The 25084-nt window shown below is 61.3% G+C and carries 19 protein-coding genes; all 19 read right to left on the reverse strand.

The genetic code is table 11. The annotated features are described in order from the left end of the window. Positions 1-293: 293 nt before the first annotated feature. Positions 294-902 carry a YdcF family protein gene (locus GMST_RS00450; RefSeq protein WP_183352593.1) on the reverse strand — a complete coding sequence of 203 codons (609 nt, stop codon included), beginning with the start codon at positions 900-902 and terminating at the stop codon, positions 294-296. Between the two features lie 47 nt (positions 903-949). Continuing rightward, positions 950-3448 (reverse strand): hypothetical protein, encoded by a 2499-nt coding sequence (locus GMST_RS00455; protein ID WP_183352595.1) that lies wholly within the window; start codon positions 3446-3448, stop codon positions 950-952. Between the two features lie 63 nt (positions 3449-3511). Continuing rightward, on the reverse strand, positions 3512-4804 hold the full coding sequence (locus GMST_RS00460; protein WP_183352597.1) for a glycosyltransferase: 1293 nt from the start codon (positions 4802-4804) through the stop codon (positions 3512-3514). Beyond that, positions 4804-5337, reverse strand: a complete 534-nt coding sequence (locus GMST_RS00465; protein ID WP_183352599.1) for a serine O-acetyltransferase — start codon at positions 5335-5337, stop codon at positions 4804-4806. Before GMST_RS00465 ends, GMST_RS00460 begins: the two co-directional genes overlap by 1 nt. Beyond that, a complete protein-coding gene (locus tag GMST_RS00470) occupies positions 5331-6515 on the reverse strand; it encodes a glycosyltransferase (RefSeq protein WP_183352601.1) in 1185 nt (394 codons plus the stop codon). Before GMST_RS00470 ends, GMST_RS00465 begins: the two co-directional genes overlap by 7 nt. Continuing rightward, a complete protein-coding gene (locus tag GMST_RS00475; protein ID WP_183352603.1) occupies positions 6512-7594 on the reverse strand; it encodes a glycosyltransferase in 1083 nt (360 codons plus the stop codon). The genes GMST_RS00470 and GMST_RS00475 overlap by 4 nt, the downstream gene beginning before the upstream one ends. After that, positions 7587-8963 carry a phenylacetate--CoA ligase family protein gene (locus GMST_RS00480; protein WP_183352605.1) on the reverse strand — a complete coding sequence of 459 codons (1377 nt, stop codon included), beginning with the start codon at positions 8961-8963 and terminating at the stop codon, positions 7587-7589. Before GMST_RS00480 ends, GMST_RS00475 begins: the two co-directional genes overlap by 8 nt. Positions 8964-8989: 26 nt before the next feature. Next, entirely contained in the window at positions 8990-10165 is a 1176-nt protein-coding gene (locus GMST_RS00485) for an ATP-grasp domain-containing protein (RefSeq protein WP_183352607.1), read from the reverse strand. 14 nt (positions 10166-10179) lie between these two features. Beyond that, on the reverse strand, positions 10180-11472 hold the full coding sequence (locus tag GMST_RS00490; protein ID WP_183352609.1) for an O-antigen ligase family protein: 1293 nt from the start codon (positions 11470-11472) through the stop codon (positions 10180-10182). Continuing rightward, positions 11472-12926 carry a lipopolysaccharide biosynthesis protein gene (locus tag GMST_RS00495; protein ID WP_183352610.1) on the reverse strand — a complete coding sequence of 485 codons (1455 nt, stop codon included), beginning with the start codon at positions 12924-12926 and terminating at the stop codon, positions 11472-11474. The genes GMST_RS00490 and GMST_RS00495 overlap by 1 nt, the downstream gene beginning before the upstream one ends. Further along, complete coding sequence (locus GMST_RS00500; protein WP_183352612.1) at positions 12923-14002, reverse strand: hypothetical protein; 1080 nt, start codon at positions 14000-14002, stop codon at positions 12923-12925. Before GMST_RS00500 ends, GMST_RS00495 begins: the two co-directional genes overlap by 4 nt. Before the next feature lie 6 nt (positions 14003-14008). Continuing rightward, a complete protein-coding gene (locus tag GMST_RS00505; protein ID WP_183352614.1) occupies positions 14009-14839 on the reverse strand; it encodes a glycosyltransferase family 2 protein in 831 nt (276 codons plus the stop codon). 15 nt (positions 14840-14854) lie between these two features. Continuing rightward, on the reverse strand, positions 14855-16099 hold the full coding sequence (locus GMST_RS00510; protein WP_183352616.1) for a TIGR03016 family PEP-CTERM system-associated outer membrane protein: 1245 nt from the start codon (positions 16097-16099) through the stop codon (positions 14855-14857). Between the two features lie 2 nt (positions 16100-16101). Beyond that, a complete protein-coding gene (locus tag GMST_RS00515) occupies positions 16102-17226 on the reverse strand; it encodes an XrtA/PEP-CTERM system-associated ATPase (protein ID WP_183352626.1) in 1125 nt (374 codons plus the stop codon). A 74-nt stretch (positions 17227-17300) separates the two neighbouring features. Next, positions 17301-18176 carry an XrtA-associated tyrosine autokinase gene (locus GMST_RS00520; RefSeq protein WP_183352628.1) on the reverse strand — a complete coding sequence of 292 codons (876 nt, stop codon included), beginning with the start codon at positions 18174-18176 and terminating at the stop codon, positions 17301-17303. A gap of 20 nt (positions 18177-18196) precedes the next feature. Beyond that, the gene (locus tag GMST_RS00525) at positions 18197-19705 is read right to left on the reverse strand and encodes an XrtA system polysaccharide chain length determinant (protein WP_183352630.1); all 1509 of its coding nucleotides are present in this window, start codon (positions 19703-19705) and stop codon (positions 18197-18199) included. Between the two features lie 33 nt (positions 19706-19738). Continuing rightward, positions 19739-20545, reverse strand: coding sequence for an XrtA/PEP-CTERM system exopolysaccharide export protein (locus GMST_RS00530; protein WP_183352632.1), 807 nt, complete (start codon positions 20543-20545; stop codon positions 19739-19741). A gap of 28 nt (positions 20546-20573) precedes the next feature. Next, complete coding sequence (locus tag GMST_RS00535; protein WP_183352634.1) at positions 20574-21953, reverse strand: TIGR03013 family XrtA/PEP-CTERM system glycosyltransferase; 1380 nt, start codon at positions 21951-21953, stop codon at positions 20574-20576. A gap of 47 nt (positions 21954-22000) precedes the next feature. Beyond that, positions 22001-24649, reverse strand: a complete 2649-nt coding sequence (gene prsT / locus GMST_RS00540; protein WP_183352636.1) for an XrtA/PEP-CTERM system TPR-repeat protein PrsT — start codon at positions 24647-24649, stop codon at positions 22001-22003. Positions 24650-25084 lie beyond the last annotated feature (435 nt).

Here is a 25084-nt window from a genome sequence, read left to right on the forward strand (position 1 = left end):
AACAGCTTGCCTTAGCGAGGTCTGCCAGTGCAACCCCATATAGGGAACCAGAACCCAGACCACACAGAGAACCGGCAACACGGCCAGTAGCGGTTCTCTGTACAGAAGCAGGACCAACACGAGACCGGGCAGGCACCAAAAAAGCCTCGGTTGGTACAGGACGAGAGCCCCGTACCAGGTCAGATCCAGTCCGGCCTTGTACTGCCAGGTAGTGAGACAGAGAAAGACAGCATAAAGGAGGCAGGTGGCAAAGGCTGGTTTTGTCATGATGGTAGAAGCGCGGACCACGGGGCTCACCAGCGTGACGGATCGGTACCCAGCCCATAGGCAAGCCAGTACCAGGTCATCTTCGGGAACTCGACGAGGCGGAAGGGATAATCCTGAGGGGCGCTGGGAACGGGTGCAGAAACTATGTCGACGGGAAGGCCGCGAAATACCCTACGAAAGGTCCACTGCGCACGGAAAGCGTGATAATCGGAGGTTACCAGGAAGATGCGGGTGAACCCACGCGCCAGAACCACCTCTTTTACTGCCAACGCATCATAGAGGGTGCCGCTTTTTCGAAAGCGGCAGCGTATGATGGCATCTCGGGGCACTCCCCGTTTTTTAAGCTCGAGTTCGCCAGTTTCGACGGCAGAGAGGTTGCGCTGGTACTGCCTCGACCACCCCTTGCGCCCCCCGTCGTCGGCGAGCACTACGAAGGGTGCCCTCCCCGCACGGTACAGTGCGGCGGCATGTGCGGTCCGCGCCCGCCAGCTTCCCCCCAGCACGACAATTGCGGCAGGCTCGGCTACACCTGCCGCAGCCAGCGCGAAACCGGCCGTGGCCGGGACCGCTGAAAGCGCGGTCAAAAGCACGATGCAGCCACCCCTAAGAAGCGGGCTGGTGCGTGACCAACGCACCAGCCTCACCCACCTGGCCAGGATACCCCGCAGGCTCTGCAAGGACGCTAAAGCCCTCTCCCTCTAAGCTGGGGCGAGGGGCTGACCACTCCCCCCGTTTTTGTCGCCACATTGAGCTGACTGAAGCTGTTGTCGGCGTTGACGGTGAAGGCAAGCACGCCGTTAGCGGAGGCCGCCACCGAAGAGGGCCCGGGGGTCAGGGTCACTGTCTTTACCGCCCCACCCGTGACAGAAACCGAGAAGGTTTGGCCAGGAACCAACTTGGCAAGGTAGTGGTCGGTCGCCGAAGTGGTCGGCGTGTAGCTATAGCTGATAGGGGCACCAAGGTCGGCTCCGTTTTGGTCGCTGGGAAATCCGATTACTACATTGCGGCTGGCCTGGATATGGGCACCTCTAAGATTAGCGGTACTTATGGGGGCCACCGCACTCTGTTGGCCGCTGGTGCCGGTAGCCTCGACTACGTGCAGGAATTGGTCGTACTCCTGGAGGGTGGCCGGGGTGAATTTCACCCGGTACGAACCGGTATAGGGATTGCTGACGGTGAAGCTACCCGCCGGGTAAACCGTCTTCACGAACACCTTCGAGTTGCCGGACGCGGTGGCGACGGTGTCCCCCGTTACCGCAGGGAGCGAGGTGTACTGGGTGTACCAGTCTTTCAGGTTGCCGAGGGTTGCGTTGCTGCGCGTGACGTCGTAGACCACAAGCAGCCCCGGCCTTACGTGCAGCAGGGAGCGGCGGAAAAGCAAGGCGCGGTCGGTGTTCCACTGCCGTTTATAAGCATTGGTGATGTCGCCACTCACATAGAAGAAGCCCCCCCCTTCCTCCATACGGTCGATGGCCGGGGTGGTCAGGGCGGGGTTGGAGGCATGTGGCCCGTTGTTATTGAACAGGATGGTGTTGAAGGTAGTGGCGGCCGGGGAGTCTCCAGCCGCGTTCGAATGCGAAAGCAGGCGATCGCTGCCCCTCGACAGTGAGAAGTGTCCTTGGCTGTAACCCTCGTGGTTCGCCTGCGCCGCCACCCCCTTGAGGATCCCCTGCATATGGGTGCCGTCGGGATCGGTCCAACTGGAGCGCGAGGTGAAGATGCCGCTGCCGCTGGCAAGATGGGAGAGCGGCAGGATCGACGGAGGTACCGAGGTCACGTCTTTGCGCAGCCAGAGAACCTGGTCGTACAGTGCGGGGGTGTCCTGCCAGGCAGAGTTGACCAGCAGGTATTGCCCCACCTGGGCCAGTTTGGCGGAAGCGTCTATTCTCTGGAGGATTCCCGTGAAGGGGAAGGCGAACGAGGTCCGGTTCACCCCCATCGGCACGCCGGTCCAGTACCCGGTATAAGGAACGTCGAGCAGGTTCGCCCCCAGGCGGTGCACCATCGACTCGACAAGACCGGAGAACCAGGTCATGCCGGCGATGGCCGGTTCCCCGGTGGCTGTGTAGTAACCGTAGAGGCTCGGCGCAAGGTAGCTGTAGCCACTGCCGTAGTTCCACCCCTCGACCGACTCGCCTCCGGCCTGCTGCAGCGGGCTTTCCAGCTGAGGGACGACCGAGGTGGTCAACCTGATTTTGGTCTGGCTGAAATAGGCCGGAATATCGGCGTTGTAACCATAAAGAGCCACGGGGATGAGTGACATCATGGCCTCGTGGCCGCTGCCGAAGTTCGAGTACATCTTGCCGTAATCAGAAGCGACGGTGATCTGGCCTCCCGAGGGGTTCACGTGGGTGCTGTCGGCAGTACCACCGAAATCCTCGTAGTACCGTACGCCATTGATAAGCACGCCGTTGTTGTACGCCGAGCGCACCCCCTGGATCCAATCGTACCAACGCAGCATCATGGGGGCGAGGAGATCCTTGTCCTGCTGGGAGAGCGTGTCGTAGATCCAGTCGTAGGCTATGGGGACGGCGACCAGGAAGCGGGAGCTGTAACCGAGCTTGTAGAACATGCTGGAGACCTGCCCAGCCAGGGTTTCGGTGGTGGCGGCCAGCGCGGTCACCTCTGCCGCGTTCACCGAAACGTCCGCCAGATCGCTCACCCTCAACGCCCGTAGCCCGTTCGGTTCCTCTCCGACGTTGAGCCCCTTTGCGATGCCGTTGACGAGCAACTCTTTTACCCGCGCCGCGTACTGTGCCGCCCTGGTCAGGTCCTGCCCGGCCCCCGGCTGTTTCAAGACCTGGTAGGCAAGGGCGTAACTCAGCAACTGATCGTTGAACCCTGACATGCGGTAGCCGTAGTAGTCGCTCCCCTGCCAATTCGCCTGTCCGAAGGCGATGACCCCACCGTAGCCGAGCACCGTCGGCTGGACGTTATAGCCGGTGTCGGTGAGATGCGTGTCGCACCAGGCGACCAGCTTGGTCCACTCGGCAGCGGCTCCGGCGCGCTTGGCCACCAGGCGGGTCAATTCCCCCGAATTAAGGATGATTCTCGGGTGGGGGCCATCCGGGAGGTAGTCGGGAGCGCCGACGGCCCAGCTCACCTTGCCCGAGCAAAGCAGCGAAAAGACGATGAAGAGTGCCAGCGAGATGACCAGTTCGTGACGAAGCCTTGTTTCCATGACGTGACTCCTTGTTGCGATGGCATCGATGGGTACTGCAGAGCTCCAGGCAAGGGCCAGGAATCAACTCCCGACACAGCTGTCGAACATGCTCGCTAGTTGCTCGGTGAGCTGAAAACGAGAGTATTTTGACACATCCTGCGCACAGCGGCAGCGGACTTCCCCGATATTTTCTATTACGTGAACGAGCTTAGCGAGGACCTCCCCCGGCTCGGAAGGGAGGGCAAGGGTGCTGTTGCGGTATTCATCGGCGAGCAGGTCCCAGGTCTCGCCACGCGGTACGATACCAAAGACGTGCTTGCCGGTTGCAAGGTACTCGAAGACCTTGCCGGGGAAGATGCGACCGGCACCGGGCAGGTCGCTCAGGGAAAGCAGAAGCACGTCCGCCTTAAACATCTCGGAGATCGCCTCCTTGTGTTCGACGTACCCAAGAAAGGTGACACAGTCGGATGCGGGCCCACTAAAGGCATCGAGCTCGCTGTCGACCACGCGGCCAATGATCCGGCACCGCAGCCGCTGCCGCAGCTCCGGCCGCTGCTCTACCAGCGCGTGGACGGCGTTCATAAAGGGGCGCAGCGAGGTGGCGTTCCAGACGGTCCCCGTATAGACGAAGCTTATCTGCTGGCTTTCCGAAACGAGCTCACCCTCGGGAAGGTCTTCAGAGTCGTAGCCATTGGTGATGGCACGTCCCTTGCCTGGATCGAGGGTGGGATAGCGACTGAGGATGCTGGTTACGTAGCTTTGGGTGGCCGCAGTGAACCGGGTGCAGTTTTTGAGTACGTACCCTTCCAAAAAGGCATCGATGCTGCGCGACAGGGTGTTCTTGGTCGCGTTTTCCCATTGTTCCCTCGAAAAGGTCCACTCGTCGCGGAAGTCGATGATTACCGGCACGCCGTAGCGCTTGGCGAGAAACACAACGGGTACCAGTGCGGAGTACGGCGGAGAGGTGACAAATACGCAGTCGACCGCCCGGGCCCGGAGCAGGTCGCGCGCCTTCAAGGTAAGGTGCGGCCACCAAAGTACCTGCGCATCGGGGAGCAATAATCCCATGGCCACCTTTTTCACCAAGCGCAGCACCCGGCTCTTAATGCCGCCACGGGAGGGCCCGCCCCCCTGTTTAATCGAGTAGGAAGGTTCGTAGGTTTTCGCCTTGTGGACGGCCACCCCAGAGGGTATGTCCGCCAGCAGGCTGTGGTCGGTGAGGGGGACCGACGGGTTCAGCGCGGTCAGCACCACCGGTTGCCACGAGAAGCGCTCAAGGTACTTGACGAACTTGGCGACCCGCTGTACCCCGGCACCTCCGGTCGGGGGGAATGTGTAAGATACCACCAGTACCCTGCGCTCGGCCTTGGCCATCAGCTATCCTCCACCGTGTCGTTTACCGGCGCGACCTCGCGGACCACCTTGGCGGGCACCCCCGCCACGACCACATTGTTGGGGACCGCTTTGACAACGACCGCGTTCGCCCCGATCAGCACGTTGTCCCCGACGGTTATCCCGCCTACCACCTTTGCCCCGGAACCGAAGAAAACCCCGCTGCCGATACGCGGGATCTGTCCCTTCTCTGCACCGATGACCACCCCGCTTTCCAGGGTGACATCATCGCCGCCCACGACCGCGGAATTGATGGTGATGCCGACGCTGTGCAGGATGATCAACCTCCTGCCAAACTTCGCGTTCATGCCGATCACGCACCCGCAAAGCACCGCGTTCAACTTGTGCAGCAAAAACGCGAACCAGCGGGTAAGCGGGCTTCTCCCGAAGAAGGCCATCCCTCTGTACAAAAGCAGCGAGAGGGTAGCATCGCTTAAAAAAGAACGTAACAGGTACGGGCCGCTGTCACTGCCGTACAACCAGCGTGCCTTGGCCTTCAAGTCCTCGATCAGCATGACCGGCCTCCTTGGTGCGAGAGAGCCTGTTCAAACAGGCAGACCAGCTTCTCTGCGTTGTCCTGCCAGGAGCCGACCGGAACAGGACCGGCCTTTCGTTCCGAGGCAGCCTGGATCATCTTCAGAAGAGCCTGGGTCAGTTGGTCAACCCTGCCAGGATCCACCAGGATCATGCTCCCGTCATCCCTGAAGATTTCCGGAATTCCGCCGACTCGCGTCGCGACAACAGGGGTGCGGCAGGCCTGGGCCTCCAGGACCACGTTCGGTACGCCCTCGTTATAGCTTGGCAGGCACAGTACCGATGCCGCATTCATCCACAGCGCGATGCTCTCCAGTTGCTGTGTGCCTAAGAAGAGAACCTTGGCACCAGGCAAACTGAATTTTTTAACTTTGTCTTCACAGGGGCCGGAACCAATAATAGCAAGTTGCGGCGTATCGACAATGTTTGTTGTGGTTAAAATATTCCTATATGCCTCGAGTAGATCCATTATCCCCTTTTCTACCTTCAGATTGCCTACATATAAAATGAGAGGGCGAGCACCTTCGATCCCCAGCGCAAGGCGCGCCGTTTGAGAGGGCACCGGGAAAAACAGGCTACTGTCCACTCCGTTGTAGACGGTTTCCATCTTGGCGGGGTCGATGCCGAGCGTTGCGAGTCGCTCCTGCAGGGCCCGGCTCACACAGAGTACTTTTTGAGCCCGCCTGGCGGCCTCGAGGGAGCGCGAGGTGACGGGGCACGAGGGGGCCAGTCGGTTCACGTCCGAGCCGTGCACCTTCACGAACAACGGGACCCTCAGGCGCTGGGCGATTCTGCTCGCGGCCCAGGCATCGGGAAAGAGCCAGGAGGCGTAGACCAGATCAAACGGACGCTGCCCCGCGAGCCGCCGCACGGTCGGCAAGATAGAGTACAAAAAAGCCTCCCCCTGCAGTTTCCGCAGCATGCCGGGAAGATAGTAGTAGGTCGGGTGGTGCACCTCGACGCCGGTGCCGACGGCCGCGAGGGGGGCAACCGGAGGCGGCGCTATGGCAGCGATGGTCGTGGTCCAGGGAACGGGAGAAACTACGGCGATATCGTAGTGTGAGCTGAGCGCGAGGACCTGCTGGCGGTTAAACTCCGCCATGCCGCGCCGGTACGGGTTCGGGTAGAGGTTGGAAATAAAAAGGATGCGCCTTCTCAAGTGGCTACCTCCCTTGTCAGTAGGCCGGAGTAGAGCCGCTCGTACCTGTAACAGGTGGCACGCACATCGAAGTGTTCAAGGACCCGTTTCCTGCCGCGCTCCCCCATCTCCTTGCGCAGGGCGGGGTCGCCGATGAGCTGGGCCAGGCGCTCGGCCATGAACTCGGGATTGCCCGCCGGGACCAGGAAACCGGTGCCGCCATCGAGTACCACCTCCGGGTTGCCTCCTACCTCTGTGGCGACGACCGGCAACTCGGTCGCCATCGCTTCCAGGAGGGTGAGTGAAATCCCCTCGGTTACCGAACTGAGGACGAAGAGGTCGAGATCCCGCAGAAGTCCCGCCACATCGTCCTGCATGCCGCGGAAGTTAACCCGCGAGTCCAGGCCGAGAGTTGCGGACTGCACCTCCAGCGCCCCGCGCAAGGGGCCATCCCCGATCACCTCCAAGGTGAAGGGGAACTGCCGGCGCGCCAGGATAGCGCAGGCGGCAAGCAACGTGGCGTGGTCTTTCTCGGGGGACAGACGCGCCACGATGCCGATCTTCGGCACCAAAGCAGGATCGCGGCGGGCTCCCGGCGCAAAGAGACCGGAATCGACGCCGTTCAGGATCACCGATACCTTGGCCGGTGCGATCCGCTCCACGTGCAGGCAGACATCCCTGGCATTGTCCGACACGGCTACGATGGCGTCGCTAAAAAACGAGGCCACCCTGTTACACCAGATTTTCTTGTAATCGCGCGGGTAGTTGCGCCCGTGCTTGGTATGCACCACGCGGGCGCCCCCTAGGTACGCGGCCAAGGCGCCATGAAGATGAGGCGCCGGGTTATGGGTATGCACGATATCGATCCCAAGCTCAGTCACCAGGCGCTTGAGCGTGCGAACCGCCGACAGGCTGAATCCCGGCCCCTTGCCGACCTCGAAGACACGAGCAGGGTCGAGAGCTGCCCCCAGGGCACCTTTTCTTTCCAGGCAGACCACGTAGGGGTTGATGTTGCCTGTGTAATTGTCGAGCAACCCGAGGACGAATTTCTCCAACCCGCCTACCTCGAGCCCCAGCACGACGTGCAGAACGTTAATCATGGGCACCGCCGTGTATCCGCGAGATGGTGACCCGGTGCTTGCCGGTCGCGTTCAGGGGAATGCTGTCGCAAAAGGAGAAGTCGAGACGCATAGAGCCCCCTACCGCCAGGCGAATCTGCTTCTCGAGTGCCTGGAGCCGAACCTGGGAAAGCTCACTTAGCGGTACGATCTTGACTACTATATGATCCAGCCTCTCCTGAACGACCTGGAAACGGGATACCTCGGGGTAATCCTTGAACATGTGCGGGAAAAACTCTCCGGGGACCAGCTTGTTATTCGGCAGCCTGATCATGTCGAGCGACCTTCCCACCACATGGGAGACCAAGGGGAGCCCTCTGCCGCAACTGCAGGAATGGCCGCAGGCGACCACGAGATCGCCGATTTCGTAGCGGATGAAGGGCATCCCGAAGTTGTGGAGGTCCGTCACAACCACCCTGCCCATTTCGCCGTCCGCTGCAGGGGTGCCGTCTTCTTTGAGGACTTCCACGTAGAGGTTTTCCGCGCTGAGGTGGAGCCCCTCGTGCCGTTCGCACTCCGCCCCGATGAGCATGAACTCGCGGGCCCCGTAGGTGTTGAAGACCTTGCATCCGAAAACCCGCTCCAGGGTTTCCCGCTGAAAGGACTGCAGCGGCTCGGCAGCCGAGATAACCCCCTTTGGAGAGAAGGCCACCTTGCCGGTCTGCTCGATGTAGAGAGCGAGATGGTAGAGAGGGTTCGTGTAGCCGATTACCACCGACGGCTTGTAGCTGTTCAGTTGCTGAAGACAGCTGTGCATCTGCTCCTCGGAGAAATCGAAGCAGTTGAAGTACAGCTGCCGGTCCAGGTGACGCTGCATGTACTCCTTGAGCTTCTTGAAGGGCGGCACCGGGTCCAGGGGCAATCCCCATATGTATGCCTGTTTGGTGCCCGGCCTGGCACCGGCCCAACTGTAACCTCTCTTGGACATCGCCATGCGCCAGCTGTAGCTCAGCTTGGTGATGCCAAACTGCAGCGGGTCCCCGGTGGAGCCTCCGGTAGCCTTGGCCCAGAGCGTTCCGCGATGGGCCGAGGAGACCAGGCGGGGGAAATTTTCCCGAATGACCGCCTTGGTAAGCAGCGGCAGCCTGCTGAACTGCGTGTCGTCCAGGCCCCGCTGCGGCGAGAAACCTGCGTCTTCCAACAGGTCCCGGTAATAGGGACAGTACCTGTAGGCGTGGCCCAGCAGCACCGCCAGTTGCTCTTTGCGCTGGGCCTCCAGGACCGGTTGCGGAAACCACTGGCTTTCCAGGGAGCGGCGGTAAAAGGCGCAGGTCTCCCGCCTTTTGATCACGTCCTCAAATACGGGGAAGTACAGTTTTTCGTAGGCTTGCTGGTACAAACGATTCAACATAGTCACCTCACGGTACATGTCATGGGTTACGCCGTGAAATCGGCCAACCGCACCCCAAGGGCCTGGTAAGCCAGCATGACCCGTAAATTGCACCCAGCATTCCGGGCAAAATCACCTTCCTGGAACGACCAGCCATCTTCGCCATGGAAGTACCTGCCATTCACCCCATTCACGCGCATTTCGTGAGTCTCACCCGGTCCGAGAGCAACCGGCTTGCCGTCTTCGAAGTAGTAACACCCCGGCTCGTTGGCCCCGTAGAAGGTCTGCAGTTCGTTGACCAGGAACTGACCGCCTGGGGTCACAAAAACGTCGACCGACATGCACCGGGTCTCGATGAGATCGGTGACCCCTTTGACGAAATCGAGGATCTCGTGATCGGGATTGAGGAAAAGTGCGACTTTGGAGCCGCTGTGGAAATCCCCTTTCCTTCCTTTTTCGTAGGCGAAGAAGCTGTCACCGATCCTGATCACCCGGATCTCACGCACCCCCGGCAGGTACTCCTGAAATAGGACGTAGCCCAGTTGCTTGTCGTTGGTGTCGAAAAAATAGTTGGTGAACCCGCTCTTAAAACAGGAGCAGAGCACCTTTCTCCCCTGGCTCAGGTCCTTGAGGATCATCACGCCCGAGGCGTCCGAGCCGATGTCGGTCTTGAAAAGAAGGGGAAACCGGGTCTCCTGCAGGAACCTCGCCGCCTTTTCCCGGTCGTTGAACACGTACGTCTTTGGGTGGGGGATCTTGAAGTTCTCCAAGACGTAGGAGCACCGGATCTTGCTCTCGTAAAACCAGATGTCGTTGATAGGCGGGAACATGTTCAGCTGCTTGATCCTGGTCAGGAAAAAGGCCACTTCGTCGAAGAACTTCTTGCCGTAGCTCGCGAGCACGAAAGGGCGCAGGAACACGACCTCGTAATGGTTGGCCTCCAGTTGGGCGATCCACCCCGGGGAACCCACGTCAAGCAGGTCGTAGGGGACGCCGAGTTCGCGACAGGCAGCCTCGAAATAGCAGTGCCGCAGCATCGGATCTATGACGATGCAGGCCTTCCGCCCGGTCCTGAGAGGGACAACCCGCGCTCCGGACAGCACTTTATCGTACTTTTCCCACCACACCGAGGCGAAGTACTTGTAAGGGTCGTACTGTGTCTTGAGGTACCTCTTGGCGGCCTGTGGCAGCGACCTTGCGAGCCTCACTAACGCTTTGTTCATTATGCCCCCTGCGATCAAAGAAGAACCTTCACGACCAGGTAGATGAGTACGATATGCCCTACGGTGATCTTGAAAATACTGGCAAGACCGTGCCGGTACGCTTCCGGCGGAAAAGCTCTCCCCCCCTCCCCCTCCCGCTCCCGGGCAAGAATTCGAATGAGGGCGATGTTCAAGGCAACCAGGACGTAGGGGACCAAGACGTAGGAGCGGCTTATGAAGAACATGGCTACCAACATCCCGGTCAGGCAGGCAAAGACGGCGCTTACCTGTCCCAGGTCCGAGTCGGCTACGGCCGTATCCCGGCGCATCACGTTGGCCAGCAGCCAGGCGTAGGGGAAGTAGAACACCCCGATAAAGAAGAACAGCCCGAAAAATCCCAATTCCGCCATGACCAGCACGAAGGAGTTGTGGGCGGTCAGAGGGTGGTAGTCGGTAAACATCCCCTGCCCCACACCGAACACCGGGTTACTCATGAACATGAGATACGCCTGGTACCAGGCGTCGATTCTCCCATAGGCCGACTCCTCCGAGGCCGAAATAGACCCCATGCGGCTCGGCCCCACCAGGAAGATGGCCACGGCAAGTCCTGCACCGATCGCGGCCCCCTTGAGGCTTCGATAACGGAAGATGAAATAGCTGCCAAGCCCGACGATCCCCGCCAGTACAGTCCCCCTGGAGTTGGTGAAGTAAATGGAGGCGCAGATTACCGGCAGCGTGAGCAACGGAAGCAGGAACCGCCGCTTGAGCAGAAGATCGAACAGGTAAGGGAGCACCGCAACAAGGGAAAGCCCCAGGTCGTTGGGATCGTTGAACACCCCGTACCAGCGCACCCGGCTCACCACTACCGGTTCGCCGTCGGGTCCGGCGTGCCTTTCGACGATGGGCCCGAGCCCCCCCGCCGCCACGCCGGTGGTTTCCTGCAGCCACCCCTGATAGGCGAGAAACGCGGTCAGCAAGACCAGGAAGGTCATCATCCTGTTGAACCGCGTCCGGCTGTCCGTGTAGCAGACGATGAGCAAGAAACCGGTAATGGTGGGCAGGAAGGTGCTAAAGGAATTGAGCATCCCCCCAAAGTAAAAATGGCTGAGGTGCGACATCCAGATAGCCAGCAACAGCCCCCACATCATTTTTTCGCTCTCCCCCCCTTTGAGGTGGGGGAAGCGTCCCGTGCAGGCTCCCAGGCCGAGATAGCCGAGGGCAAGGATGCCGGCGGCAAGCTGCAGGGGGGCGCCCAGGAGTCCCGGTACCCACTCGGCCGGGCGCAGGTAATAGATGAGCAGGTAACCGTACACCAAAAACGCCAACATCACGCCTCCGGGCGTTGCACCTGGCAGAGCAGGCGCGCATAGTCCTGCCAGCCGGTCAGGGCGCCGTAGGCGACGAGATAGGCAGCGGTGAGCAGCACGATGCTGACAGCCAGGGTGAACGGGCCATGGGGCAGGTACCGCGCCACCGAGAAGTAGAGGCCAGCCATCGCCGTACCGGCGAAGACAGCCGGCCGCACCGCACGCCACAGTTCGTGCAGCAGGATACCGCTTGCCCGGCGCAGGGCCGGCAGCAGCACCAGCAACTGACAGCTAAAGGAGAATAGCACCACAGTGGCGACCGCCTCGATGCCCCAGAAACGGACGGCGGGGTACACCAGGCTCAGTTCCACAGCGGCAACGAGCATAGTGGCCTTCAAGGCCGCCTCCGCCCGGTTCAAAGCCATGAGATACGAAGCAGCCGGTTCGATGAGAGAGCGCACCACGCCGTAGAGACAGAGGATGCGCAAGGCGACCAGCGACGGGAGCCACTTGTCCGCCCCCTTGCCGAGCACGGTCACCAGGAAGTTCTCCCCGACGCACAAAAGCCCGATGTTACAGAGGACACTTACGAACGCCGCCAACTGCAGGATCTTCAGATAGGCCGTTTTCATCTGGGCCGGATCGTGTTGCAGGCGCGCAAACGTGGGGAACAAGACCCCGAAGACCACCGCGCCCATGACGGAGCAGACCATCGCTCCCCAGTTGAACGCGATGGAGTAAAAACCCAAACGCTCGGCACCAGCAACTGCCCCGATCACGAAATTGTCGAAGTTGTAAAGAACAAACGTCAGCAGCCCGGTGAGAAATACGGTCGACCCGTACTTCAGGTACTCCCGGGCGATGCCGGCGTCCAGGCGAAATCGTGGCCGATAGGGACGAAAGCAGAAGGCCACGACAACGAAGGTAAGGTTCGCCGCCAGGTAGGCGTAGACGATACTCCAGTAGGTAAACCCGTTGTAGACCAGACAGACGGCTGTCAGGGAACTGGCAACGGTCAAGGCCGTCTCGGCGGTGGAGAGCGCCCCGTAGCGCAGTTCGCGCTCGAGATAAATAGTGGAAACCAGGCTGAAGTTGTCGATGAGGATCGCCCAGGCAAGCACCCGGATCACCGTGGCGATGGCGGGATGCGGAAAGAACAGCCTGGCCGCCTCTGCACCTGCGATGGTGACGGCAAAGGCAATAATGCCGACGATCTGACGGAGCGTAAATGCGGTGTCCGCAGCTACCTCGCTGAAGAGCTGCGACCGTATGGCGGCCTTGTTGATACCGAACCCGGAAAAGGATTTCATGAAGGTGACCCAGATCATGGCGAAGCCCGCAACGCCATAATCCGCCGCCACCAGTTCGCGGCTCAGTACCACGCTTGCAAAGGACTGGAAAGCGAACGACAGAACCTTCCCCAAGGCGTTGTAACTTATGTTTTTGAAGGTCTGTTTGAAGATGTGCTCGCTCATTGCCCTTCCGACCCGGCATCGCCCCTTTGCCTCGCTGTCTCTACAATCCGCTCCACCATTTCCCTCGCGCTGACGAAATAGATCTCCGCCCCCAGCTCCGCTCCGAAACCTGCGGCTTCCTCCAAAAGGCAGGCAAGCCCTCCCGCATCGAACAGCATGCGCATCACCTGCTCCTGGGTGCCATGGGTGTAGAGCTTCACGAACACGCGTTCCGGCGCGTGGGCGACACTGACACCGGTTTCCACCCAGCGACGCACCCGATCCCGGCTCGGCGGGAGGTTTGGGAGCAACCCGCTGTTTTCCAGGCGGGGAAGCACCCCGAATTTGCGCTGCTGCCAGTTGAAGCAGAGCGGTCCCTGCACCATCAAAAGCCCCTGACCGCTGCGCCCCACAGCGAGGTCGATCCCCGAGTCGTGAGACCTTGGGCGCCCCGGGCGGTCCAGCGCATAGTAGAGACTGTTCACCTTGCGGGTCTGGGTCGTGCAGGGTGCCGAGGGCATGGTGAAGTCGGCGTAGCAACCGGTTTCCAGCAGGATGCGGATCTCTTCGTTCACACCGCACCAGCGGCCATCGGGGCGAGAGTTGCACAGCGCCCAGTTGCCGTGGATAAAGCCGTAGACGATATCGCCGCTGTTCTTATCGATGGAGAGCAACCCGTGCCGCTCGTGCAAGCGTTTCTTGTAGTCGAGCAGGGTACGGCGCAAGTTCTCGGCGGAATCGTTGTCGTGATGCAGATGGATCTCAACCTCGCCGTAACCGGCATGACAGAGACCGGCGAGCGCGTCGAGGTCCTCCGCCTGGTACTCCTCCTCCGGATAAAAAAAGCTGTACTTAAGGACGTTTCCCGCGCAGTCCCGGTACCGGTCGGCGATGCGAGGGTAGCAATCGAGCCAACGCGCGATCCTCTTGCGCGCCGTGGTCCGGTCGGCGTTGTTCCAGTACGGCTCGAAATGGTCGCAGATACAGAAATAGACCTCCCGAGGCCGGACGCTCTTATCCCCCGACAGGGAGCGGCGCGCCTCCCGAGCGAGGTAATGGGGAAGCCAGTTGACGGTGGCGAGGGCTTTTCTGAGCATGCCGGTTCAGCTCCTTGCCTGTGGCGGAAACAGCCAGCCGCCGTGCTTTCGGTAGTAGTACCAAAGGCCGGCCAGGTGGCTTAGCGAAGTCCGGGAAAAGGGACTTCTGTGGGTGATCTGCTGGGTGTGGTGCAGCACGGTGAGCGCAGGCCAGTACAGGATGCTCAGCCCGGCCCGCCACACCCGTAGGCAGAAGTCGAGGTCCTCCGGTGCGTAGAAGATCTTCTCGTCCAGGTAACCCACCCGATCGAGCAGCGCGCGCCGAAACAACCAGCAGGCGGAGATCGCCGAGTCCACCTCGCGGGTGGCGCAGAACGGGAAATCGGGGTAGAAGTCACGGTTTTTGCTGGGCGCGCCGAAGAGTATCCGGGGCAGCTTGGCGAGTTTGTGCATGAGGGTCGGAAAGCGCTTCACCGAGTGCTGCACGCTCCCATCGGGGAGCACGAGACGCGGGGCCAGCACCCCTACCCCCGGCCGGTTCCCGAGTTCGTCCAGTGCGCCGCGCAGACTCCCCTCTCCGAGCTCGGTATCGGAATCGAGGATGCAGAGATACCCCCCCCTCGCCTGGCGCAGTCCCAGATTCCGGGAATACGTGGTGCCACTGTTGAAGGAAAGGGGGATCACGCGGAAGCGATCCGGGGAGCGCTTCGCGAAGCCGCTCAGCAGCTCGACGGAGCCGTCGCTCGAGCCGTTATCGATTACGATGGTCTCGAAAGGGATCTCCTCTTCGCCACAGCGTGAGGCGATCGATTCCAGGCAGCGCGCCAGGTAGTGCGACGAGTTCCAGCTCAGGATGATGAAGGAGATGAGAGGTTGGTCTCCCCGGTCCAGGTCCACGTCGGGCCTCCTCGATTACTTGGGTAGCACCTGCCTAAGCTCCAGAGAAACCCGGTTGGTCTGCCTGGCCCCGCTGACGTCGTCGATGGATTTGCGGTACTCGACGTAGGAATAGCCGAGCGCAAGGGTGAGGCCGTAGTTAAAGGCATAACTCAATCCCGCGTTCGCGTTCAGATGGTAGGGGAGGTCGTCGAGGCTTACCCGGTTGACACGGTCGGCAGTGAGCGCCAGGTTCGCCATCAGGTGCGGCGACACCTCGTAGCTCCCGGAGGCGTTAAGGGCGCCCTTCTTGCGCAGCACCCCGGTCCGCATCTCGCGGTCTTCGCTGTAGGAGGCGCCCAGCGCGAGGGCGCCGTGCTCCAGTGTCCGGCTCAGCGAGGCGTAGTACCCCGTCTCCTTGGTCGAAATGCTCTGCGGGTCCTCGATGAAGGAGACCCGGGTCTCCACGGTGGCCACCGCCTGTCCGAAGGTGTGGGTGAGGCCGGCATTCCAGGTGAGGCTACTTACCTCGTCCCCCCCGTTAAGCTCCTGCCAGCTGTTACCCAGGCCGCCGAAAAGAAAGGACTTGGCGGCGTACTCGTACCTCGCCCCCGCAGTGACATCGTGCTGCTGATAGCCGCCAAGGCTCGTGCGGACCCGCGCATAGGTGTAGCCTGCGTTGAGCCCCAGGCGTTCGCTTGTCTGGTGCGTCAGGTCGGTAAAGAGCAGGTGTGAGCGTTTTTCGACGGTGCCGCCCCCCCAGTAGCTCGTGTCGGTGAAGCGGTACCCCGTGCGCAGCACCCCCTTGTCCACGGGATGCCAGACGAGGTAGGGCGACCCGGAAGCCACGTTCTGGGTGACCTGATTCAGAAAGGAGCTCTCGGTAATCACATCCGGGCGCCTGGAATCGAGCGAGACCCGGCTCAGCGAGTCGGAGATGTCGAGGTAGAGAAACTCCTTCAGGTCTGCCGAACCGTGCAGGTTCAGGTAGTGGTAGGTCTCGTCCTTGCGGGTCGCGCGCGCATAGGTGCGGTAGTCGAAGCTATAGCGGAGGTCTCCCTTGAACTTCGGCCCCTGGTAGACCAGTCCCAGCCCCGGCTGGACCCTGGTGATGTAGTCGGTGAGCTTGGCCCCTTCGGTGCCAAGGACGTTGTCGTTGTACTCCTCCGACACTGTGAGCGCCGGGGCGAACTGGAAGTCTGCGGCCCAGGTGCAGGGGGTCGCAGCAGCCAACAGGCCGAGGCTAAACAAAAAACGCACCGCGGGATGGATTGGCGCCATGGCTACTTCTCCCCCCCCGCCGCGGGGCCGAAAAGCCGGCGCATGAGCCCCGGCTCGGCAGCAGGTGGCGTGGTTCGTTTCTCAAGCCGCTGCAGTCCGAGCCCCAGGCTCGTCACCGTGAGATCGAGCTTCGTAAAGGCCTGCTCGTTGCGTTCCAGGCGCGCGCCGAACTCCTCGCGCAGGGCGGCCATGCCGTCCGACAACTGCCCCAGGGTCGCCAGCAACTGCTGCGCGGTGGCTGGATCAAGCCCGACCGTCTGCTCTAAGGCGCCCGCGGCGACCTCTACCTGAGCCGGCGTCTGCGCCCCCCCCCAAAAGTGGTGCTCGAAATCGAGGTCCCCCACCACATCGTGGGCCATCTCCGGGGACACGGCTGCAACCTCCTCGGCAAAGGCGGAAAGCATGAGGAAATCGCAGATGATATTCACGAGTCTCGGAATACCGCGGCTGTACTGGTAGACCACGTCCAGCGCACCGCTTGAGAAGGCGAGGGCCTCCGCGTTCCCTGCGACCTTGAGCCGGTGCACGATGTAGTCGGCCATCTCCTGGCGCGACAGCCCCTTTAGGTGGCAGTTGATGCTGATGCGCTGGCGCAGTTGCATGAGTTCGGGCGCAGCCAGGGTCTCGCGCAGTTCGGGCTGGCCGACCAGGACGATCTGCAGCAGCTTGCTGTGCGAGCTCTCGAGATTGGAGAGCATGCGCACCTCTTCCAAAAGGTCGGCGGCCAGGTTCTGTGCCTCGTCGATGATGAGGATCGGATGCTTGCCCAGTGCGTGCTGCTCCAACAGAAAGTCGTTGAGTTCGCGAATCAGGGTGATCTTATCCTTCCCGGCGACGTCGAGGCCAAAATCGTCGTTGATCATCGCCAGGAGTTGCTCCGAAGTGACCCGGGTGTTGAAGATCTTGGAAACGGTAACCCGCTCGTAACGCTTGGCGAGCAGGTTGCGGATGAGGGTGGTCTTCCCCGACCCGACGTCGCCGGTAAGCAGGATGAACCCGGCCCGCTCGCGGATGCCGTAATCGAGATAGGTGAGCGCCTTCTTGTGGGCCCGGCTCAGGTAGATGAAATCCGGGTCCGGCACCAGCTCGAACGGCTTCTTGCGCAGGTTGAAATATGCCTCGTACATTGAGTACTCCGATAGACGTTACTGCTGTGCCGCGCCCCGCTGGCGCACGGCGGATTCTGCAACCGGCGACGGCCTCAAGGGGCCACCGCCTGCTTGCCGCGCGAGTAGTCACGGTAGTAGGAATAACGGCCGTCAGCGCGGTCCACGGCCGCTGCGTTGTAAATGGTGCCCAGCACCGGACACCCCTTGAGCGAGTCCAGGGCCTCTCGGATGTTTACCTGCGAGGCCAAGCGCTCCATGATCACGAAGAGCACTCCGTCCACGAGGTGGGCAAGGGAGCGCGACTCGGCGAAAGGAAGCACCGGCGGCGTATCGAAGATGATGTAGCGGTCCGGGTAGCGTGTCTTCAGTTCCTGGATGATCGCCCGGGTCCGCTGGGCGGTGAAGAGTTCCGAGGGGTTGTCGATGGTGCGCCCGGACCGGATGATGGAGAGTTTCCCCATGCCAGTGGGAATAATCGCCTCGCCCAGTCCGACCTCGCCGCTTAGCACCTCGCTGAACCCTACCCCCTGCTCTACATTAAGGTAGTGGTGCACCGACGGGCGGCGCAAGTCGGCATCCACCAAGAGCACGGTGTGGTCCAGTTCCTGGGCGAGGCTCAGTGCCAGGTTCACGGCGGTAAGGCTCTTCCCTTCGTTGGGAAGCGCGCTCGTCACCATGAGGGCATTGCGGAAGGTCTCCCCGGTGGTCATCTTGACCAGGACGCTTTTCAGCTTGCGGTACTCCTCCGCGGCCGGGGAGTGGGGGTCGTACAGGTTTACCAGGAAAGGGTTGTCGGGTTCCAGCTTGCCGTACTGCGGGGATACCGGTGCACGCAGTTCATGGCGGTCTTCTGTCGCGGCGCTAAACGGTCTCTCCGGCTGCAGCGCTTCGGCAGGCGTGGGGGCGGCCTCTCCCCCCGTTTGCCTGAGCTGCGCCGCCTTTTCCATGGCCATCTCTATCCTGCTCATAGGTACCCTCCCCGGTAGTATCAGCGCAACAGTCCCCGCAGGCCCTGGGCGATATCGGTGGGCTGCAGTCGGTCGAGCAGGCGATCCATGTAGCGCACCTCTAAAAGCTCCATAGCCGGAAAAACCATCAAGAACAGCAGGTATACGGCTGCAACAGTGAAGATGCGCAGGGAACGGCGACGCTTGCGGGCAATCAGATCCTTGTCCTGCAGCCGCGGAATGACGGCGAGCACCTGCGGGCCGAGTTCCTTCACAAAGCCAAGATCCTTTACCGAGCCGTCCGCATAGTCGAGGAGCACCAGGATGCCGAAACTGCCCATAACGCCACCTAAAAGCCCCATGAGCATGATGCGCAGGCGGTTGGGGCTCGAGGGCTTGAGCGGCAAGACCGCCGGGTCCACAACCCGGAAGGTGGTGGATTTGTCTTGGACCTCCATCTGCTTGGACACCTCCGATTGGCCCTGACGCGCGAAGAGCTGGTCGTAGATGTTCTTCTGGTTCTTCTTCTCGAGCTCGAGCTTGTCGAGACCCGCCTTCGCGGTGGGGATACTTTGCAGAAGCGTCTTGTTGGTGCTGATATAGCGCTTAAGCCCCGCCTCGGTTACCTTGATGGCGCCGATCTCCGACTCGATCTTGGCGAGTTCCTGGGGCTCGAGCGGATGGCTCTGGCCCCCCTTGCGGTCGGAGAGCTGCTGTTTCACGACCTCGATGTCGTTTTTGACCTTGAGGACGTCGGGGTAGTTATCGGTGTACTGCATCAAAAGCTCGTCGCGGCGTTTCTCCAGCGTGTTCAGCCGGGCCAGCAGCGGGTCGTTGCTCTTCTGGGTCACCTGACGCATCCCTTCGAGCTGGCGGCGCCTGAGCTCGAGGTCGTAGAGTTTCTGCTGCGCGATGTTGATCTCCTCGAAGAGCTTCCCTTCGTCGATGGCGATGATGCCGCCCTTGTCGCGCTTGTAGGTGTTGACCTCGTCCTCGGCTTTCTTGAGTTTCTGGTTGAAGGTGTCGATCTGCTCGGTGAGGAATTTGGTGGCGTCGTAGGACTCGCCGCGCTTGGAGGAGACGCTCTGCTCGATGTAGAGACGCACCAGGGTGTTCACGAAGTCCCGGGCGACCCGCGGGTTTTTATGGGTGAACGAGATGGTGAAGAGGTTTTTGTCCTTCACCTTCACCTTGGTGTTTTTCTGCAGCTCCTTTATCAGGGTTTCCTGATCGAGGTCGCTCTTGCCGGAGATGTTGAGGTCCATACTGTCCACCACCTTGGTAAGCAGGGTCCGGCTGGTGATGGCATAGGTGAGGACGTTGATCGTGTCCTCCATGGATGGGGTGACAGTGATCCCCTTGACCAGTTCCGAGATCACGTTCTTCTCTATGAACACGGTACTGGTGGACTCGTACTTGCGCGGCAGCAAAAAGCTCACGGCAAAAAAAGCGGTCGTGATGACCAGCGCCAGTACAACGAAAGCTTCCTTGTGCCTGACTATCAGTTGCAGGTACCTGCGGTATTCATGATCGGACGACGGTGACTGCATAACATACCTCTGGTTAAAGATGCGTTGCAAAACCTAGAAGAAGCTTTCCTTCACCAAGATGTAGTCTCCCGCCTGCAGCTCGATGTTCTGGCTTAAGTCCCCGTCCTTGAAAAGGCGCTTCGCCTTCACCTCCAGCGAGACGGCATCGTTTCCCTTCTTGCGGCGCACCACGACGTCGTTTTGGTCGGCGAACTTGGTGAAACCGCCGGACTCGAGGATCGCCTCCATGACCCGCATCCCCTCGCGGTACTCGATCGCCTTGGGGGCGTTCACCGCGCCGAGGACGTACACGCTCTTGTCCAGCAATAGCGGGAGAAACAGGGCGTCGCCCGATTCGAGCAAGAGGTCGTCCTCGGTCAGCCCCGAGATGAAGAGACGGTGAAAGTCCTCCTTGATCTTCTTGCCGTTACGCAGGAGGTAGGCGCGGTGCAGGTCGGCGGTCTTCAATTCGCCGATGGTGCAGAGCACCTGCAAAAGCGAGGTGCGCCGCGACAGGTCGAGCACCCCCGACTTGACGCCGGAGCCGAAGATGTAGACCTTCGAGTTGGTGATCTCTTTGACGGTCACCGTGACGATCGGGTTTTTCACCAGGTCCTTGAGGCGCACCGCCAGCTGTTCCTGCAAGGTACTCGGGGTGACGCCGCTGGCTGCCACGTCCCCAAGACCCGGGACGGTGATCTTGCCGTCCGGTCGCACCTTCACCGTGACGTTTAAGTCCTTAACACCCCAGACCGCCACCTCGAGGGTATCCCCCTCGCCGATCACGTAGTCGGCGGCCCCACACCAGGCCACACTCCCAAGCCACACCAACAGGCAGCAAAAAAGCATCCCACGTCGCATCGCGCACTCCTTTACCTTGAGCCCCGACCTAGCGGCCGCGACCGAACAAAACGACCTTCACGGTCTCGAAGATGATCTGGGTATCCAACAAAAACGAGAGGTTCTTTATGTAGTACAGGTCGTAGCGCAGCTTCTCGATGGCGTCTTCCACCGTGGCCCCGTACGGGTAGCGCACCTGGGCCCAGCCGGTGAGCCCCGGCTTTATGGTGTGCCGCTTCGAGTAGTAGTAGATATCGCGCTTGAGGTTCTCGACGAATTCGGGACGCTCCGGACGCGGACCGATGAAGCTCATGTCCCCCTTGAGCACGTTCCAGAGCTGGGGGAGCTCGTCGATGCGCGAGTTGCGCAGAAAGCGCCCCACCCGGGTCACCCTGGTGTCGTTTTTCTGGGCCCAGACCGCACCGTTTGTCTCGGCGTCCTGGCGCATGGAGCGGAACTTGTAAAGCAGGAAGGGCATCTCGTTGTTGCCGACCCTCACCTGGGTGAAGAAGAGCGGGCCGGGGGAGTCGAGCTTGATGACCAGGGCGATGAGCGGGAAAAACGGCAGGGTCAGGAGGATGCCGATAAGCGAGAGGAGCAGGTCGAAGAAGCGCTTGTAGATGTTGACGAGGGCGGTGCGGTGAAAGCCGCTGGAAAAGATGATCCAGCTCGGGGTGATCTGCTCCAGCATGAGCTTGCCCTGGACGATCTCGTAGAAGGTCGGGGCGTCCACCACCTCGATGCCGGCAAGCTTGCAGCGCATCATCTCCTGCAGAGGGAGCACCCCGCGCCGCTCGGCGAGAGCCACCACGATCATGGAGGCCCTGTTGGTCTGGGCGATCTCCAGGAGCTCACCCTCTTTGCGGATCACCTGGGACTGGAACAACTCGGGCTGGTGCACCGTCGCCTGGGGCCGGTTGCCGTCGCATTCGAGGTAGCCGGCCAGTTCGAAGGAGCTCGCGTGGGCGCTCAAGAGCCCGCCCAACTGGCAGGCGAGATCTCCGGTCCCGAGGATGAGCACCCTTTGGGCGAAGGGGGCCCGGTGCACCCCCGAAATGGGGAGCGCGTGCCAGGCGAACTGCAGGACGATGAAAAGACCCAGCGAGATGAAGATGATGCCGCGCCCAAGCATGACGCCCGGGTCGAGGTAGTAGACCACGGAAAGCAGGAAGAAGGCGGCGCCGCCCGACTGCAGGCAGGTGACGAAGATCTCGCGCTTGCGGCTCGCTCTGGGGAGGCTGTACACCTCCATGAGGTAGGAGGAGAAGAGCGTCACCACGATGAAGATGGAAAAGAGCTTGAGCCCGCCGTCCGCCCCCCACTCCTCGGGAAAGCTGAGCGAGCCAAAGCGCAGCACCAGCGCGCAGATGAGCGCGACCAGGGCCAGCAGGGCGTCGGAAACGAGCATCAATGCAGTACGCAATTCCATGGCAGTTCTCTTCTCTTACGCTTGCTCGCTACGGCAAAGGGCCGCAGTTACTTCTTAAGCTGTGCCAGCAATTGCCGGGTCGCCTTGCTGTCGGGACCCTCCCCCAGCGACAGCGACTTCTGCAGCGCCTGCTGAGCCTTGCCCCGGTCGCCAGCCTGGTGGTAGGCGAGCCCCAGGTGGTACTGCACCGAGGGGTCCTGGGGGAGCAGCTGAGCCGCCCGCTCCATGACCTTGACCGCCTCGGCGGTCTTGCCGTTGCGCAATAGCGCGTACCCCACCGTATCCATCACACCTGCGTTGCCGGGCTGCAGCCTGAAGGCGCTGATCGCGTAGCGCAAGGCGTCCTCCTTGTTGCCGTAGCCGTCGGCGCAGAGGTAGGCCAAGTTGTTGAGGGCGGGGGCGAAATTCTCGTGCTGGGCCACGATGCTGCGGTAGCGCCTGAGCGCCTCCTCTTTCTTGCCGGTCAGGTCGCACAGGCTCCCGAGGGCGAACTGCACCGGCGCCGAATCGGGGTGCAGCTTGAGCGCTTCCTGGTACACGGCCTGGGCCTTCGCCATGTCCTTCTGCTCGAGGTACAGCCCACCCAGGGCCAGGCGCGCCTCGACATGCTGCGGGTCCGCCTTGATCGCCTTGTTCGCCTCGCCGATCGCCATCGGGAGATCCTTCAGGCGCTGGTAGACCGAGGCGAGCACCAAATAGCCGTCGGGGGAGGAGGGACGCCGGGAGACCAGCCGGCCAGCCTGTTCGATCGCCTTGGGGCCCTCGTGCATGGCGAGGTAGGCGGCGATCTTGAGCCCGATCCCCTGGGCCTCGTTCAGCGCCTCCACCTCGTCGAAGGCCTTGAGCGCCTTGCGGTACTCCTTCTGGGCCAACAAAAGCCGCCCCTTGGCCTCCCAGAGCGCCAGGGAGCGCGGGTCCAGCTTGAGCGCCTGTTCGATCCCCTCCAGTGCCTGGTCGGGCTTCCCTTTTTTCTGCAGGTAGCTCGCCAGGGCGAGTTGAGCCTCCGGCGCCTTGGTCTGAGCCGCCTGCTGGTAGAACCCGAGGGCGTCGGCGTCCTTGCCGCTCAATTCGCTTAAGGCAGCGAGGCCGAAGAGGGCGCGGACGTTGCCCGGGGTCTGCTTGAGCTGGGCCGAGAACTCGGCTATCGCCTTCGGGTAGTCACCGGAGGCGGCGTAGAAACCGGCGAGGTTCTGGTAGGAACCGACAAAGGCGGGATCGAGCCGCTTGGCCTTTTCCAGTGACTGCACCCCTTCGTTTTTCTTGCCGGAGGCGAACTGGAGCGCGGCCAGGGCGTTTAACAGCGGCGCGTCGTCCTTGCCACCTTTGAGTCCCGCGTTCAGGGTGGCGACGGCCTTGGCGCTGTTTCCCTGGCGCTGGTAGTAGGAGGCCAGCAACAGCCGGCTGTTCAGGACGTTGGGAGCGACCTGCACCGCGGCGGCGAGCTCGGACTCCCCTTCCGCGCTTCTCCCTTTGCTCAAGTAGAGCGCCCCTTTCTTCAAGTGGGCCGAGACCAGCTTGGGGTCGATCTGGGTGGCGCGGTTCAATTCGCGCATGCCGTCGTCGAAGAGCCCCTGGGCCAGGTAGGCGCTGGCCAGCAGGTTGTGGGCCCCGGCGTCGTTGTCGTCGACCGCCAGGGCCTTCTTGATCTCGGCAATGGCGTCGTCGGTGCGCTTTTGGGTGAGCAGGGTCTGGGCCACCATGAGCCGGGCGGCACGCGAAGTGGGGACCCGGTCCAGGATGATCCGGAACTGGCTCAACGCGGTCTCCAGTTCCCCCTTGTTGTAGTAGCTAAGCCCCAGGTACTGGTAGGCATCCAGGGTCGGTGCCAGCTTGACGGACTGCTGCAGCGCGGTGATCGCCTCGCCGTAGTTGCGCGAGAAGTAGCTGACCAACCCTTTGAGCCGGTAGCCTTCCCCCTTCTTGGGATGGGACTTGATCATCTCCTCGGCACGGGCGGCCGCCTTGGCGAGTTCCCCCTTCTCGATGAGGATGAGGCCTACCTTGTACTGGGCCTGGGTCTGGTTGGGGTCGAGCTGCAGGATCTTGGTGTAGAGGGTTACCGCCTGGTCGGTCTTGCCCGCGGTCTTCTCGAGGGCCGCCAGCATGTAGAGAGCCTTTAGGGGCTTCGCCTCGTTTTGCACGACCTCGTTTAGGTAGCCGCGCGCCTGGTCTACCTGGCCGGTCGCCGAGAGGACGGCCGCAAGCTCCATCTTGGTGGAACTGCGGGTCGGTTGCGCCTTGAGCGCCTGGTTCAGGTAGTTGAGCGACTCGCCGTACTTCTTTTGGGCGGCGCAGGAGATACCGAGCACCTCGAGCCCTTCCACGGCACCCGGGTGTTTGGCCAGGTACTGCTCGCCCAGGGCGAATCCCTGGGTTCCCTTGTCGGTGGCGTTGTAGATCTTGGCCAGATCGAGAAGACACTCGTCCCGGGAGGGTTCCTGCTTCAAAACCTTGGTGAACTCTTTTTCGGCCTGCTCGTATTTGCCCAGTTCCGCATAGGCCTTGGCCAACTGGTAACGGGCATCGCTGTAGTTACTGTCTTTCTCGAGGGCGTTTTTGAAGTACACCACCGCAGACGCAGGATTGGACGCTTTGAGTTGCTTCACCCCCTCTTCATAGAGGGATTCTTTTGACTTGCTGCCGCAACCCGCACAGGCTAACCAGGCGGCCAGAACCAGACATAATAATTTCTTCATTATGTATACCCCCAAAGCAGTTCAACGTACATTCAACTGGGTTAAGGTTAGAAAATGAGAGAAGGCTGTCGGAATTCTTAACAGATACGTAAATACTTTTCAAGAAAATTCGCATCGAGTCTGCGTCAAGCTGATGATTTATCTCCCTGATATATTGAGCCTACCCAATAAACCCGCCAAGTGCGGGAATTGACTTGCCGGGACGCGCCACCCTGCGGTTTTCCCCCGAACTCTCCCGAGTTGATAATGAATACAGAACAATGGTGCACGTATTTTAATTAGCCAGTCTCGGCATGCAAGAACTCTGCTCTGCCGGCGCTGCCGCCCGCGCCAGCCCCGGCAACGGAGCTATCGGCTGTAGGATTTCTTTACAGCCGGGTACCGCCCCGGCAGGGGGATCTCCCGGGGGGGGGTACCCGCGGGGCCCGAACTGCA

The sequence above is a fragment of the Geomonas silvestris genome, from assembly GCF_014193515.1.
Classification (GTDB): Bacteria; Desulfobacterota; Desulfuromonadia; order Geobacterales; family Geobacteraceae; genus Geomonas; species Geomonas silvestris.

Coding starts and splice junctions, on each gene's coding strand:
- GMST_RS00455 (WP_183352595.1), bottom strand. CDS start 3,448: ATGGAAACAAGGCTTCGTCACGAACTGGTCATCTCGCTGGCACTCTTC.
- GMST_RS00460 (WP_183352597.1), bottom strand. CDS start 4,804: ATGGCCAAGGCCGAGCGCAGGGTACTGGTGGTATCTTACACATTCCCC.
- GMST_RS00465 (WP_183352599.1), bottom strand. CDS start 5,337: ATGCTGATCGAGGACTTGAAGGCCAAGGCACGCTGGTTGTACGGCAGT.
- GMST_RS00475 (WP_183352603.1), bottom strand. CDS start 7,594: ATGATTAACGTTCTGCACGTCGTGCTGGGGCTCGAGGTAGGCGGGTTG.
- GMST_RS00480 (WP_183352605.1), bottom strand. CDS start 8,963: ATGTTGAATCGTTTGTACCAGCAAGCCTACGAAAAACTGTACTTCCCC.
- GMST_RS00485 (WP_183352607.1), bottom strand. CDS start 10,165: ATGAACAAAGCGTTAGTGAGGCTCGCAAGGTCGCTGCCACAGGCCGCC.
- GMST_RS00490 (WP_183352609.1), bottom strand. CDS start 11,472: ATGTTGGCGTTTTTGGTGTACGGTTACCTGCTCATCTATTACCTGCGC.
- GMST_RS00495 (WP_183352610.1), bottom strand. CDS start 12,926: ATGAGCGAGCACATCTTCAAACAGACCTTCAAAAACATAAGTTACAAC.
- GMST_RS00500 (WP_183352612.1), bottom strand. CDS start 14,002: ATGCTCAGAAAAGCCCTCGCCACCGTCAACTGGCTTCCCCATTACCTC.
- GMST_RS00510 (WP_183352616.1), bottom strand. CDS start 16,099: ATGGCGCCAATCCATCCCGCGGTGCGTTTTTTGTTTAGCCTCGGCCTG.
- GMST_RS00515 (WP_183352626.1), bottom strand. CDS start 17,226: ATGTACGAGGCATATTTCAACCTGCGCAAGAAGCCGTTCGAGCTGGTG.
- GMST_RS00520 (WP_183352628.1), bottom strand. CDS start 18,176: ATGAGCAGGATAGAGATGGCCATGGAAAAGGCGGCGCAGCTCAGGCAA.
- GMST_RS00525 (WP_183352630.1), bottom strand. CDS start 19,705: ATGCAGTCACCGTCGTCCGATCATGAATACCGCAGGTACCTGCAACTG.
- GMST_RS00530 (WP_183352632.1), bottom strand. CDS start 20,545: ATGCGACGTGGGATGCTTTTTTGCTGCCTGTTGGTGTGGCTTGGGAGT.
- GMST_RS00535 (WP_183352634.1), bottom strand. CDS start 21,953: ATGGAATTGCGTACTGCATTGATGCTCGTTTCCGACGCCCTGCTGGCC.
- prsT (WP_183352636.1), bottom strand. CDS start 24,649: ATGAAGAAATTATTATGTCTGGTTCTGGCCGCCTGGTTAGCCTGTGCG.